Below are 14,212 nucleotides of genomic sequence, written 5' to 3'. Positions count from 1 at the left end.
AGTGATGAACAATGACGACAAGCGCATTCGCGAATTTGCTTATCAAATCTGGGAATCCGAAGGACGGCCGGTCGGCCAGGAAGCCCGGCACTGGGAAATGGCCCACAAGCTGGCGCAGGCCGAGGCGCAGGTGCCTTCCGCGACCAAACAGCGCAAGGCGCCCGCCAAGCCGGCGCCAGTCGTGACAGCCAAACCTGCTGCGAAACAACCCGCAGCTAAAAAACCACGGGCACCGCGTAAACCCGCCACGCCCTGACCCTGGCGGCAGGGTTTATCCAGATCCGTTGATGGCCACTGGAAGGTGGCGGTCATTTGACTGTGACGCCTGAAAGCTGAACCTGCAGGAGCTCACTCGCTCCTGCAGAGACCTTTTTCGCTCGACTGACTGGCATTACCCGACAGGAGCCATCATGACCCAGCGCAAGCCATCGCCACCCAAGACACCGGACGTTGAACCCTCACGGCTGCGCGAGGGCTTGCCCTTTCCGTTAGGCGCTACCTGGGATGGACTCGGTGTTAACTTCGCGTTGTTTTCTGCCAATGCCACCCAAGTTGAACTGTGCCTGTTCGATGCTACAGGCGAGGTTGAACTTGAGCGCATCGCGCTTCCCGAGTACACCGATGAGACCTTTCACGGCTATCTGCCGGATGCTCATCCGGGGCTGATTTACGGTTATCGCGTCTACGGGCCTTACGATCCGCAAAACGGTCACCGCTTCAACCACCACAAATTGCTGATCGATCCCTATGCCAAACAGCTGGTGGGAGAACTGAAATGGTCGGAAGCCCTCTTCGGTTACACCATTGGCCACCCGGATGCCGACTTGAGCTTCGATGAGCGCGACAGTGCCCCTTTTGTCCCCAAATGCAAAGTGATTGATCCGGCCCACACCTGGGGACACGACCACCGGCTGGTCGTGCCATGGGAACGCACGATCTTTTACGAAACCCATGTCCGCGGCATCAGCATGCGTCATCCGGCCGTACCGGAAGCCGTGCGTGGCACTTTTGCCGGTTTGATGGTGGATGAGGTCATCGAACATATCCGCACGCTCGGCGTGACCAGCGTCGAATTGCTGCCCGTGCATGCATTCGTCAATGACCAGCACCTGCTGCAAAAAGGCATGACCAATTATTGGGGTTACAACAGCATCGCCTTCTTTGCCCCCGACCCGCGCTACCTGGCCAGTGACAAGATTGCCGAATTCAAGGAGATGGTTGCACACCTGCACGAGGCCGGGCTGGAGGTGATTCTCGACGTGGTCTACAACCACACTGCCGAGGGCAACGAACAAGGCCCGACCCTGTCCATGCGCGGTATCGACAACGCGTCCTACTATCGCCTGATGCCCGAGGACAAACGCTATTACATCAATGATTCCGGCACCGGCAATACCCTGGACCTGAGCCATCCGTGCGTGCTGCAAATGGTCACCGATTCACTGCGCTACTGGGCGCATGAGATGCATGTCGATGGTTTCCGCTTTGATCTGGCGACCATTCTGGGGCGTTATCACGACGGTTTTAACGAGCGCCACAGTTTCCTGGTGGCTTGCCGTCAGGACCCGTTGCTGCGTCAGGTCAAAATGATTGCCGAGCCGTGGGACTGCGGCCCCGGCGGCTATCAGGTCGGGGGTTTCCCGCCGGGTTGGGCGGAGTGGAACGACCGCTTCCGGGATACCGTGCGCGCCTTCTGGAAAGGGGATGACGGCCAGTTGGCCGACTTTGCCGGACGCATGACCGCGTCAGGTGAACTGTTCAATCAACGCGGCCGACGGCCGTACGCTTCGGTCAACTTCATCACCGCCCATGACGGTTTCACCCTGCACGACCTGGTGTCCTACAACGACAAGCACAACGAAGCCAACGATGAAGGCAACCAGGACGGCAGCAACAACAACCTGTCCTGGAACCATGGCGTCGAAGGCCCCACTGACGATCCCGAGATCAACAGCCTGCGCCTGCGGCAAATGCGTAACTTCTTTGCCACCCTGCTGCTGGCCCAGGGCACCCCGATGATCGTGGCCGGCGATGAGTTTGCCCGGACCCAGCATGGCAACAACAACGCCTATTGCCAGGACAGCGAGATCGGCTGGATAAACTGGGACCTGGATCAGGACGGCAAGTCGTTGCTGACCTTCGTCAAGCGCCTGATCAAACTGCGCATAAACTACCCTATTCTGCGCCGCGGACGCTTTTTGGTCGGGCATTACAACGAGACACTGGGGGTCAAGGATGTCACCTGGCTGGCCGCGGATGGCTCGGAAATGACCACCGAACAGTGGGAAGACACACAGGGCCGCAGCCTCGGCATGTTGCTCGATGGCCGGGCGCAGGTGTCCGGGGTTCAGCGTGCCGGAGCCGACGCCACGTTGCTGATCATCGTCAACGCGCATCATGACGGGGTCGACTTCACCTTGCCCGAGGTGCCGCAAGGCATGGGCTGGAGAGGCATCCTCGACACCTTCGATGCGCAGGCAAAAGGCACCAGAACCCTGTCTTTCAACAGCACCTATTACGTCAATGGCCGTTCGTTGGCCCTGTTCGAACTGGAACATGAGGATGACGCCTGAGCATGGACCTGCCCGACTTTTTAAAGCGCTGCACATCGCGCCTGGACTGCAGGGCCAAAGGCGGCTTCGGTGATTATCCGAGATCGCTGCAGGCACTCGCCAATCTTGATCCACGTCAATGGCAAGCTCGCTCCGGAGCGCTATAAAAAACCCGGCATGGAACGGCTAAACTCATTACGAGTCGAACCCGGCGTATGTTTTAAAGCCCAGGAGATGCCATGAGCCTCGATATTGTCGGTAATAACCTGGAACCGCCTGCACCTGCGCCAACACCTGATGTGCATCGAATGAAGGTACTCACGGTGAATACCCACAAGGGTTTCACCGTCTTCAACCGGCGCTTTATCCTGCCGGAGCTGCGTGACGCCGTGCGCAGCACGTCGGCTGATCTGGTGTTTTTACAGGAGGTGCTGGGAGAGCACGAAAAACACGCCTCGCGCTATGACCAATGGCCAGTGATGTCGCAATACGAATTCCTCGCCGACAGCATGTGGAGCGACTTCGCCTACGGGCGCAATGCGGTGTACCCGGACGGCCATCACGGCAATGCCGTGCTGTCCAAATACCCCATCAAGTCGTATCGCAACCTTGATATATCGATCACCGGCCCTGAGCGACGCGGCTTGCTGCATTGCGTGCTGGACGTACCCGGCCACGAACAGGTGCATGCGATCTGCGTGCATTTGAGCCTGCTTGAGAGTCATCGCCAATTGCAGATCGTACTGCTCAATCAGTTGCTCAAATCATTGCCGCCCAAGGACCCGGTGATCATTGCCGGTGACTTCAATGACTGGAAACTGCAAGGCAATGCAGCCCTCGCCCAGCGTGACGACTTGCACGAAGTGTTCGAGCGTCATCACGGAAAACTGGCCAAGACCTACCCGGCACGCTGGCCCTTGCTGCGCCTGGACCGTATTTATTTACGCAACGCCACCAGCCACAACCCGACCGTGCTCGGCAACAAGCCGTGGACGCACTTATCGGATCACCTGCCGCTGGCAGTCGACGTGCATTTGTAACGAATGCCCCTTGCGTACCGCTCAGTCTCCTGCCGAACGCCGGGGTTCGCGGATCCCGGGCTTCGGCAGCGACGGTGAGTTTTCAGCCTTCTTGCGGGCGCAATATCAGCACACCCAGCGGCGGCAGGTTGAGTGCCACTGACACACTCTGGCCATGGCTCGGCCGGTTGTCCGTGCTCACCCCGCCACCATTGCCATAGTTGGAGCCGGCATAGAGGTCGGCATCGCTGTTGATGACTTCCTCCCAGGTACCCGCGAACGGCACACCGATGCGGTAGCCCTCACGCGGTACCGGGGTGAAGTTGGCCACCACCAGCAACGGCTTGCCGTCTTTGCTCCAGCGCAACCAGGCATAAACGCTGTTGGTGGCATCGTCACCGATCAACCACTCGAAGCCCTGCGCCACATCGTCCTGATCATGCAGGGCCGGGTGTTTGCGGTACACCCGGTTCAAGTCTCCGATCAATTTCTGCACGCCTTTGTGCTCGGGGTACTGCAACAAATACCAGTCCAGTTGCTGATCGTGATTCCACTCGCGCCACTGGCCGAACTCGCAGCCCATGAACAACAGTTTTTTACCCGGATGGGCCCACATGAAACTCAGGTAGGCCCGCAAGTTGGCGAATTTTTGCCAGCGATCACCGGGCATCTTGTCGATCAGCGAGTGTTTGCCATGTACCACTTCGTCATGGGAGATCGGCAGGATAAAGCGCTCGCTCCAGGCGTAGACCAGACCGAAGCTCAATTCATTGTGATGGTGTGCGCGGTACACCGGGTCCTGCTGGATGTAATGCAGCGAATCATGCATCCAGCCCATATTCCACTTATAGGAAAACCCCAGGCCGCCCTCTGCGGTGCTTTTGCTGACGCCGGGCCACGCGGTGGACTCTTCGGCAATGATCAGCGCGCCAGGCGCCTCCAGGGCGACCACATCGTTGAGGTGTCGCAGAAAGTCGATGGCCTCCAGGTTCTCCCGCCCGCCATGCCGGTTGGGTACCCACTCGCCTGCATCGCGTGAGTAATCGCGGTACAGCATCGAAGCCACGGCATCCACCCGTAACCCGTCGACATGAAAATGCTTGAGCCAGTGCAAGGCCGAAGCCAGCATGAAACCGTGCACTTCCGTCCGTCCCAGGTTGTAGATCAGCGTGTTCCAGTCCTTGTGAAAACCTTCCAGCGGGTTGTCGTACTCATACAATGCGGTGCCATCAAACTGCGCAAGACCGTGTTCATCATTAGGAAAGTGCGCCGGCACCCAGTCCAGAATCACCCCGATCCCGGCCAGATGGCAGGCATTGACGAACGCCCCGAAGTCATCCGGGGAGCCGTAGCGGGCACTCGGGGCAAATTGTGACAAGGGCTGATACCCCCATGATCCCCCGAACGGGTGCTCCATGATCGGCATCAGCTCAATATGGGTGAAGCCCAATTGCTGCACGTAGGGAATGAGTCGCTCGGCCAGTTCATGCCAGTTGTACTGGCGCTCGACGTCTCCGGCATCATCGACCTCGCACTGCCACGATCCCACATGCAATTCATAAATCGACAGCGGCGCATCAGGTCGCTGATGGGCCGCCCGCGCCTGCATCCAGGCATCGTCCTGCCACTCCACCGCCAGCGGCACAGCCACTTTTGACGCGGTTTCAGGAGGCAACTGAGTGGCCAGCGCCATTGGATCAGCCTTGAGCGGCAGGATCCCGTGAGGGCCCAGAATTTCATATTTGTAAGCTGCTCCCGGCTCCAGGCGCGGAATGAACAATTCCCATACCCCGCTCGGATGCCGCAAGCGCATGGGGTGACGCCGGCCATCCCAGATATTGAAATCGCCCACCACTGAAACCCGTTGCGCATTCGGTGCCCATACCGAAAAGCGCACACCCGGGATGCCATCGACCGCCATCACTTGCGCGCCCAGGCAACGGCTCAAGTCCCGATGGTTACCCTCGGCAAACAGGTACAGGTCCAGCTCACCCAGCAACGGACCAAAGCTGTAGGGGTCTTCGCTGGTGTGTTCGCCGCCGGCCCAACTGGTTTGCAACTCATACGCCTGGGGGCGGGCAAGGTGGCCCACGAACAAACCCGGGACATGCGTGCTGTCGAGGCTGGCGATCTGCTCACCCGAGCCGCGGGCCAGCACCCTGACACTCAATGCCTGGGGCAGGAACGCCCGGATGATCAGCCCGCCCTGCCCGTCCGGATGCGGGCCCAGCACGGAGAACGGATCGCGGTGCCGAGCGGTGATCAGTGCCTCAATGTCCTGGCGCCCCGGCATCAAACCCTTAACGTTGCTGACACTCATGACTGCTCTCCATCCGGTAAAGGTTTCGCCGTATCTGGCAGGTGGTTCAGTAAGTCACTCAGACCTTGTAGAGGCACTCTTATCCAGGCAGGTCGGTTTGTCGCCTCATAAATCACTTCGTAAGCGGCCTTTTCCAGACTGAACAATGCCAGTGCCGCGTCTGGCCCTTCCGGTTTTTTCCACGTCGGAGCAAGACTAGCTGTTGCCAGCCGATAAGCCTGAATCAAAGCACTTCGGGCTTCGCTGACATAGCGCTCGGCTACCCGTTGCCGCGCCTGCTCGGCCTCTATCGAATGGTCGGCTTGCTGCACATTGCTGACCGCCATGGCAGCGGCATAATCAAATGAGCGAAGCAAGCCGCTGATGTCCTTGTAGGGGCTGTGCTTGCCGCGCCGCTGCGACAAGGGGCGTGTCGGCTCGCCTTCAAAGTCAATGAAGTACGCATCGCTCTGGACCACCAGCACTTGCCCCAGGTGCAAGTCACCATGCGCCCGAATCCGCAGCCCGCCAAGGGTATCCTCGGCCAGTTGCTTGATGTAGGCGGTGATCGCACGCTGCCGCGACAACAGCCGCTCGACCCGTTGCTGATCCGCTGGCGGCAAATCGGCCCGATGTTTTTTAAGCTGTTGCAGGGCCTCTTTGACCTGGTGGCCGATATGCGTGGCCCACCGTCGCGCATGTTCAAGGGTGGTGGTCTCGGGGTCAAAATCGGAGTCCGGGGCGGGACGTGCCAGCAAGAGATGCATTTCACCGAGACGCTGCCCCAGAATGGCCGCGAAATCTGCCAGCTCGCTCAGGGCGTTGTAATGCTGTTCATGGGCGGACATAACATCTGCCAGCTCATCACGAATGGCGCGTTCAAGGTTATTCTGGGTCCAGGTCCAAGCATCGCCCTGATTGCTCAAATAGCCTTGGGCAATCATCAGAAGACTTTCATTCCCCTCCCCATCGCGGCGTACGACCGAACCCAGCAACGGCGAAATATTCAGGTAGCCGGCGGCCGTCAGGTAAGCCCCCATTTCCAGCTCGGGGTGCACCCCCATGCTCACCTTGCGAATCAGCTTGAGCACCAGTGACCCACCGATCACCACCGAGCTGTTGGACTGCTCGGCCGTCAGGTAGCGGATCTCGCTGTGCTCATCGAGCGCCAGGGACGCCAGGTTGGGCATGGGCTGAAAGCAGATATCGCCCGCACTGCTGGCGACCGTACTGGCATTTTGCAGACCGGCTATCACCGCGCGGACAAAGGGTTCAAGGTGGAAAGCATCCGTGATAAACCCCACCTCACGCCCACGCCGTACACGGGTCAACACCAACTGTTGGGCCAGCGCGGTGCTGAACTGATCCTCGGACAACAGCCCCATCGGCAGTTGATACCGATACTGTTGCTGGCCGCAGGTGACTTCGACTTCGGTCAGCAGCAGAGGATGCCGCGCCTCACCGAAGCGTGTGCCGTAGATAATCCTGACCTGTTCGATCGGCACGTCCTTTTGCCCGAACCAGCGCCGGTTGGGTAACCATGCGGGGAGCGTCACCTGCTCCAGGGTGGTGCGCGCCGGCGCTTCGAGCAACTCTTCGAGGCGAGCCTTGAGCACCAGGGTCACCAGTTCCGGCAGGCTGTGCGCAGGCTCGGCATGCCAGCTCGGCATCTGGCTTTCACTGGCCAGCAGGAACCAGTAAAAGCCATAGGGCGCCAGGGTCAGCATGAAATGCAATTGGCCGATGGGCGGGAAGGCATTCCCGCCCAGCATTTCCACCGGAACGCGACCGGCAAACTCCGAGAGGTCCAGCTCGACGGCCTGGGCACTGCGTGAGACGTTGGCCACACACAGCAGGGTTTCGTTGCTGCCATCACTGTCTGTGTATTCACGGATGTAAGCCAGAATCCGCCGGTTTCTCGGCGAGAGCATTTTCAAAGAGCCGCGGCCAAAGGCTTTTTGCTGTTTGCGCACCGCCAGCAGGCGCCGGGTCCAGTTAAGTAGCGAATGCGGGTCGCTGGCTTGCGCTTCAACATTGATCGAGTGGTAGCCATACAGCGCATCCATGTTGGGTGGCAGCACCAGGCTGGCCGGGTTGGCCCGCGAAAACCCGCCGTTTCGGTCGATCGACCATTGCATCGGGGTACGTACACCATCCCGGTCGCCCAGGTAAATGTTGTCGCCCATGCCAATTTCATCGCCGTAATACAGGGTGGGTGTTCCCGGCATCGACAACAGCAGGCTGTTGAGCAGTTCAACCCGACGGCGATCGCGCTCCATCAACGGCGCCAGACGTCGGCGAATCCCCAGGTTGATCCGGGCCCGCTGATCGGCGGCGTAGTAATTCCACAGGTAGTCACGCTCCTTGTCGGTCACCATCTCCAGGGTCAGCTCGTCGTGGTTGCGCAAGAAGATCGCCCACTGACAATTCGCCGGGATCTCCGGGGTCTGGCGCAGGATATCGGTGATCGGAAAACGGTCTTCCTGGGCCAGCGCCATGTACATGCGCGGCATCAGCGGAAAGTGAAAGGCCATGTGGCATTCGTCGCCGTTGATGCCATCGGAGTCGCCGAAATACTGCTGGGTGTCTTCCGGCCATTGATTGGCCTCGGCCAGCAGCATGCGGTCAGGGTAGTTGGCATCAATCTCGGCGCGGATCTGTTTAAGAATCTGGTGGGTTTCCGGCAGGTTTTCGTTATTGGTGCCATCGCGCTCGACCAGATAGGGAATGGCGTCCAGGCGCAGGCCATCGATGCCCATGTCCAGCCAATAGCGCATCACGGACAGCACTTCTTTCATGACTTGCGGATTATCGAAGTTCAGATCCGGCTGGTGGGAATAAAACCGGTGCCAGAAATATTGGCCCGCCACCGGGTCCCAGGTCCAGTTGGAGGTTTCGGTGTCGAGAAAAATAATCCGCGTGCCGTCGTACTTCTGGTCCGTATCCGACCACACATAATAATCCCGCGCCCTGGAGCCCGGTTTGGCGTGCCGGGCTTTCTGAAACCACGGGTGTTGGTCCGAGGTGTGGTTGATCACCAGTTCGGTAATCACCCGCAGGCCGCGAGCATGGGCCTCACGAATAAAGCGCTTCACATCGCCCAGCGTCCCATAGTCCGGGTGCACCCCACGATAGTCCGCGATGTCATAACCGTCATCGCGCCGCGGTGAGGGATAAAACGGCAAAATCCAGAGCGTATTGACCCCCAGCTCGGCGATGTAATCGAGTTTGCTGATCAAGCCTTTGAAATCGCCGATTCCGTCGTTATTGGAGTCAAAAAAAGACTTTATGTGCACCTGATAGATCACCGCATCCTTGTACCAGAGCGGGTCTTTGATAAAGCTTTGCGAGTCGGGCTTGTTTGCCATGGGACATACCTGTCGTCTTCGACTGACCAGCGCCTTGAGGGCCGCCGGGCAATGCCTTTAAAGAGGTTTTATGCGCCAGATACCGAAGGGTTGCTGCGAAGGGTCGAGGCGCATCCATTGAGTTTTGCCGTACCAGGTCCAGCGATGACCCGTCATCAGGTCTTCGCCCGCGGTGTGGGCGTCATCGGCCAGGCCCATTTCCCATAAAGGCAGTTCAAAATGCGCCTCCTGCACGTTGTGCGGATCCAGGTTCACCGCCACCAGTACAAAGTTGCTGCCATCGGCGCTGCGTTTGCCAAAATACAAAATGCTGTCATTCCAGGCGTTGTACAGCGTGAGCCCGAGATGACTGTGCAAGGCCGGGTTCTGCCGCCGGATGCGGTTGAGCTGGCTGATTTCGGCCACGATGTTGCCCGGGGCGCTGAAATCCCTGGGGCGAATCTGATATTTCTCGGAGTCCAGGTACTCTTCCCGGCCCGGCAATGCCGCCGACTCGCAAAGTTCGAAACCCGAGTACATCCCCCACAAACCGGACCCCATGCTCGCCAGTACGGCACGGATCAGAAACCCGGGCCGGCCCGAGTCATGCAGAAACGACGGATTGATGTCCGGCGTATTGACGAAAAAGTTGGGGCGAAAGCAATCGCGCAACGGGCTTTGATTCAGCTCGGTGAAGTACGCCGATAATTCAGCCTTGGTGTTGCGCCACGTGAAGTAGGTGTAGCTCTGGGAATAGCCGACCTTGCCCAGGCGCGCCATCATCGCGGGCGTGGTGAAGGCTTCGGCGAGAAAGATGACCTCGGGGTGGACGGCGCGGACATCCGCAATCAGCCACTGCCAAAACGGCAAGGGCTTGGTGTGCGGGTTGTCGACCCGGAAGATTTTCACCCCTTCGACCACCCAGCCCAGCACGATATCGCGCAACTCCAGCCATAACGCCGGGATCGCATCCGGGGCATAAAAATCGACGTTGACGATGTCCTGGTATTTTTTCGGCGGGTTCTCGGCGTAGCGAATACTGCCGTCAGGGCGCCAGTTGAACCACCCCGGATGTTGCTGCAGCCAAGGGTGGTCCTGTGAGCATTGAATGGCGAAGTCGAGGGCTATTTCCAGACCATGATCGGCTGCGTCTGCCACCAGGCGCCGGAAGTCTTCACGAGTGCCCAGTTGCGGGTGAATGGCCTCATGCCCGCCCTCCTCGCTGCCGATGGCGTAGGGGCTGCCGGGATCATCGGGGCCCGCCTGCAGCGAATTGTTCGGACCTTTACGATAGCGCCGGCCGATGGGGTGAATCGGCGGAAAGTACAACACGTCAAAGCCCATGTCGTGAATCATCGGCAACCGTTGCCGGACATCATTGAACGTACCGTGGCGGGACGGATCATCGGTCACCGAGCGAGGAAAAAGCTCGTACCAGCTGGCAAATTGCGCCAGCCCGCGCTCAACCTCCACCGGATAATGCGGACTCTGACTCAGATACGCCCGCGATTGCGCCTGCGCCATCAGTTGCGTGCTGTGCTCACTGATAAACAACGCCACCTGTTCGGTCTCCAGCAAGCCGGACAAATCACGCAGCAGTGCCTGTAGCTGCGTCTGCAATGGCCCTTGCGTTAACTCTATGGCGTGTTGCACCAGCACGCGGCCTTCCTGCAATTCCAGGCTGACCGGAACACCGGCCTGATGTTTTTTCTCCAGTTCATGGCAAAAACTGGCGAAGCGATCAATCCAGGCTTCGATGAAAAACACGTAGCGACCCTTATCCTCAACCGGGAACGCTCCGCACCAGGTGTCATTGCCCATAAACTGCATGGCCGACGTGTTCCACGCCTCAGAACCGGTCACGCGCCAGGACAGGGTCACGGCCAGTTGATCATGGCCGTCAGTGAACACCTTACTGGTCACCGGCACCTGCTGCCCCACCGTCGCCTTGGCGGCAAACTGGCCGCCATCGAGCACAGGTGAAGTGCTTTCAATTGCAATACGGGGCATCAATAACGCCTGAGCCAAAGGCAAGACGGCGCTTGAATCGGGTTCCTGAGGTAAATCAGCAGTCATCGAGCTCACTCCTCACGCCCTTGGACGCTTCTGTGTGGTCGTTTCAAACCCTGTCCGGCCCGTGCACCGGGCATTGAATTGGGAACCGGCAGGCGCTGCAAAAGTTCAGATTGATTTGCGCTCCGCCGTTGGTCGCGGCAGGTGAGCTAGGTCTCCGAAGTTGCGGTCAACCCAGTGTCAGTCTTGACCATGCAGCAAAGAGGCCAGTTTGATGAATATTCCGATTCCTCCCGAAACACCGGACCCCAATATCGACGATCCTGTCCTGCCGCCTTCGCAACCTGAGCCCATACCGGAGCAGGAGCCACCGACGGCCGACCCGAATCCCATTGGCGATCCACCCAATGAAAAGGTGCCCATACGGGGAACCGGAGCTTGACTCACTGGATAACCGGCGTGCTGGCTGTGACGTCAACGCTTTTCCAGAAAGTCTACGATCCTGGGCATCACACTGAAGATAACCAGGGCCAACAGTGTGCTGAGTACCGCGGTGGCCTCACGACCCACCCCGGCGGATACGCCTATGGCGGCGGTCATCCACAAGCCGGCAGCGGTGGTCAGGCCTTTGACGTGCTCAACGCTTTCACCTTCAAGTTTATTTTTGAGAATGGTGCCCGCCCCCAAAAAGCCGATACCGGCAATGACCCCCTGCACGACTCGGCTCATGGCATCGGCCTCGGCACCGGACATTTGCGGCACCAGGACAAACAGGGCCGCACCCAGGGCAACCAGCATGTGGGTGCGCACACCCGCGGCCTTGCCTTGCTGCTCTCGCTCGAACCCCAAGATGCCCCCCAGCAGTGCCGCCATCAGCAAGCGGACGGTAATCTGGGTGATTTGTTTTGCATCGGTAATGTCGGCGAACTCGGCGACTAACGTCAGCCATACCTCGTGCCACCACGCGTCCATGAGCGTCTCCCGGGGCAATGAGCACACTGCCCGCTCATCCATTAATCCGAACCCCACCGACTTCCAGGAGACTAAGGTTTAACTCCCCCCAAAAGGAAACCGGACATGGCTATCAGGATAGAAGAGGCAGATAACACCTGCTGGGTTGATTCCCCCGAAGGTATCGAGCATGTCCGCGTAGAGGACGTCACAGTGGTGACAGATGCTGCAACGCGCATGTCCATGGCGTCGATCAATGGCATGAAAATCGCCATTACCGAAGATGAAGCGGATCGCTTGACGGTGGCCGGGGCCGTCGATGGCAGAAAACACCTGAATGCTACCAGCAGCGATTCACCGATCTAATTGATCCTGATCAATTTCAGCTTTTGGCGTTCGCCCCTTGAATGCCAAAGGCTTGCCATTCAAGGACTTAAATGAGACTGAAGGCCTTGTCGCGGCCCGCCTCATCAAGTATCTGATATGCTTTTTATTCAGATAGCTGAGTCTGTTATGCAAACAGTTCGCTGGTCATAGTGCTCATGCCTGATGGAGGCGGATGAGCGAAAGATCATGAGCGAACATATTCCCGTCCAGAGACTTGAGTCCTTTGAGGCTTCGCGCCCTAGGGCTACACAACTCAAACATACGTCCAGTGACAGCCAGATCCATACCCGCAGTTTCACCGGCCTGTTCCGCACACTTCGAGTATTCGGTGCAGGCTTTCTGTTTTTGCTGTTCTTCGGCACCGTCTGGTTGAACTGGGACGGTCGTCAGGCCGTTCTCTGGGATTTGTCCGAGAGCAAGTTTCATATCTTCGGTGCCACATTCTGGCCCCAGGATTTCATCCTGCTGTCAGCGCTGCTGATCATTGCCGCCTTTGGCCTGTTTGCGATTACGGTCTTTGCCGGACGCGTCTGGTGTGGCTACACCTGCCCGCAAAGTACCTGGACCTGGCTGTTCATGTGGTGCGAAAAGATCACCGAAGGTGACAGAAACCAACGCATCAAGCTGCAGGCCTCACCCTGGAGCCTGAACAAAATCATGCGCCGCACCCTCAAGCACACGCTGTGGCTGGCGATCAGCGTGCTCACAGCGCTGACCTTTGTGGGCTACTTCACCCCGATCCGACCACTGGCGATGGAACTGCTGACCCTGGAAATGGCCGGTGTCAGCTTGTTCTGGATGCTGTTCTTTACCGGCGCCACGTACATTAATGCCGGCTGGCTGCGTGAAGCGGTGTGCATGCACATGTGCCCGTATGCCCGGTTCCAGAGTGTGATGTTTGACAAGGACACGCTGGCCATTTCGTATGACGTCGCCCGGGGCGAAAGCCGGGGGCCACGCAAACGCGGGGTTGAGCCGGCACAGGCCGGGCTGGGCGATTGCATCGATTGCCAGATGTGCGTGCAAGTATGTCCAACCGGCATCGACATTCGCGATGGTTTGCAGATGGAATGCATCGGCTGCGCGGCGTGTATCGATGCCTGTGATTCAGTCATGGACAAGATGGGCTATGCCCGCGGCCTGGTGCGCTACACCTCGGAGCACGAGTTGCAGGGCGGCAAGACCCGCTTGCTGCGCCCACGCCTGATCGGCTACGCCCTGGTGCTGGTGGTCATGATCGGAGCACTGATGGCAGCCCTTGAACAGCGCTCGATGGTGTCACTGGACGTGATCAAGGACCGGGGGCTGTTCCGCGAGAACAGCCAGGGCCAGATTGAAAACATCTACAGCCTCAAAATCATCAACAAGACCCAACAAACGCAGCACTACCGTGTGCAACTGCAGGACGCTGAAGGTTTCCAGCTGCAAGGTAAAACCGGACTGACCCTGGCCCCGGGTGAAATCATCGACGTGCCGGTGTCCGTCGCCCTGCTCGCCGAGCGCCCGACCAGCAGCTCGCAGACCATTACCTTCGAAGTGATCGATACCGACGAGCCAAATGTGCGCAGTGTGGCCAAGAGCCGTTTTGTTGCTCCGCTCAATCGTTGAATGATAAATCCCTGCAGGTGCGGCCTTGCTCGCGAT

General features: G+C 58.8%; 9 protein-coding genes. 5 read left to right on the top strand and 4 right to left on the bottom strand.

Annotated features, from left to right (window positions below):
* Window positions 1-4 precede the first annotated feature (4 nt).
* From DQN55_RS08815 to DQN55_RS08805, 3 genes are all read left to right on the top strand, one after another.
* A complete protein-coding gene (locus DQN55_RS08815; RefSeq protein ID WP_048383349.1) occupies window positions 5-256 on the top strand; it encodes a DUF2934 domain-containing protein in 252 nt (83 codons plus the stop codon).
* 154 nt (window positions 257-410) lie between these two features.
* On the top strand, window positions 411-2,573 hold the full coding sequence (glgX, locus tag DQN55_RS08810) for a glycogen debranching protein GlgX (RefSeq protein ID WP_048383348.1): 2,163 nt from the start codon (window positions 411-413) through the stop codon (window positions 2,571-2,573).
* A 218-nt stretch (window positions 2,574-2,791) separates the two neighbouring features.
* Window positions 2,792-3,592, top strand: coding sequence for an endonuclease/exonuclease/phosphatase family protein (locus DQN55_RS08805; protein ID WP_048383347.1), 801 nt, complete (start codon window positions 2,792-2,794; stop codon window positions 3,590-3,592).
* Window positions 3,593-3,674: 82 nt separating this feature from the next.
* Here the strand turns inward: DQN55_RS08805 and glgB are convergent, their stop codons facing one another.
* The 4 genes from glgB to DQN55_RS08785 form a co-directional block, all read right to left on the bottom strand.
* Window positions 3,675-5,891: a 1,4-alpha-glucan branching protein GlgB gene (gene glgB, locus DQN55_RS08800; RefSeq protein WP_048383346.1), complete on the bottom strand. Its 2,217-nt coding sequence runs from the start codon at window positions 5,889-5,891 to the stop codon at window positions 3,675-3,677.
* Complete coding sequence (gene treS / locus DQN55_RS08795) at window positions 5,888-9,238, bottom strand: maltose alpha-D-glucosyltransferase (RefSeq protein WP_048383345.1); 3,351 nt, start codon at window positions 9,236-9,238, stop codon at window positions 5,888-5,890. Before treS ends, glgB begins: the two co-directional genes overlap by 4 nt.
* A gap of 57 nt (window positions 9,239-9,295) precedes the next feature.
* A complete protein-coding gene (locus DQN55_RS08790; RefSeq protein ID WP_048383344.1) occupies window positions 9,296-11,293 on the bottom strand; it encodes an alpha-1,4-glucan--maltose-1-phosphate maltosyltransferase in 1,998 nt (665 codons plus the stop codon).
* 411 nt (window positions 11,294-11,704) lie between these two features.
* Entirely contained in the window at window positions 11,705-12,202 is a 498-nt protein-coding gene (locus DQN55_RS08785) for an MgtC/SapB family protein (RefSeq protein ID WP_048383343.1), read from the bottom strand.
* A gap of 105 nt (window positions 12,203-12,307) precedes the next feature.
* Between DQN55_RS08785 and DQN55_RS08780 the strand changes: the two genes are divergently transcribed.
* Together DQN55_RS08780 and ccoG are read left to right on the top strand one after the other, a co-directional pair.
* Complete coding sequence (locus DQN55_RS08780) at window positions 12,308-12,547, top strand: DUF3203 family protein (protein WP_048383342.1); 240 nt, start codon at window positions 12,308-12,310, stop codon at window positions 12,545-12,547.
* A gap of 207 nt (window positions 12,548-12,754) precedes the next feature.
* On the top strand, window positions 12,755-14,176 hold the full coding sequence (gene ccoG / locus DQN55_RS08775; protein ID WP_048383341.1) for a cytochrome c oxidase accessory protein CcoG: 1,422 nt from the start codon (window positions 12,755-12,757) through the stop codon (window positions 14,174-14,176).
* Window positions 14,177-14,212: the final 36 nt, after the last annotated feature.

Origin of the sequence: Pseudomonas taetrolens (assembly GCF_900475285.1) — a bacterium.
Taxonomy (GTDB): domain Bacteria; phylum Pseudomonadota; class Gammaproteobacteria; order Pseudomonadales; family Pseudomonadaceae; genus Aquipseudomonas; species Aquipseudomonas taetrolens.
The sequence above is the reverse complement of the archived record's forward strand: the minus strand, read 5'-3'. Positions and strand labels throughout refer to the sequence as shown.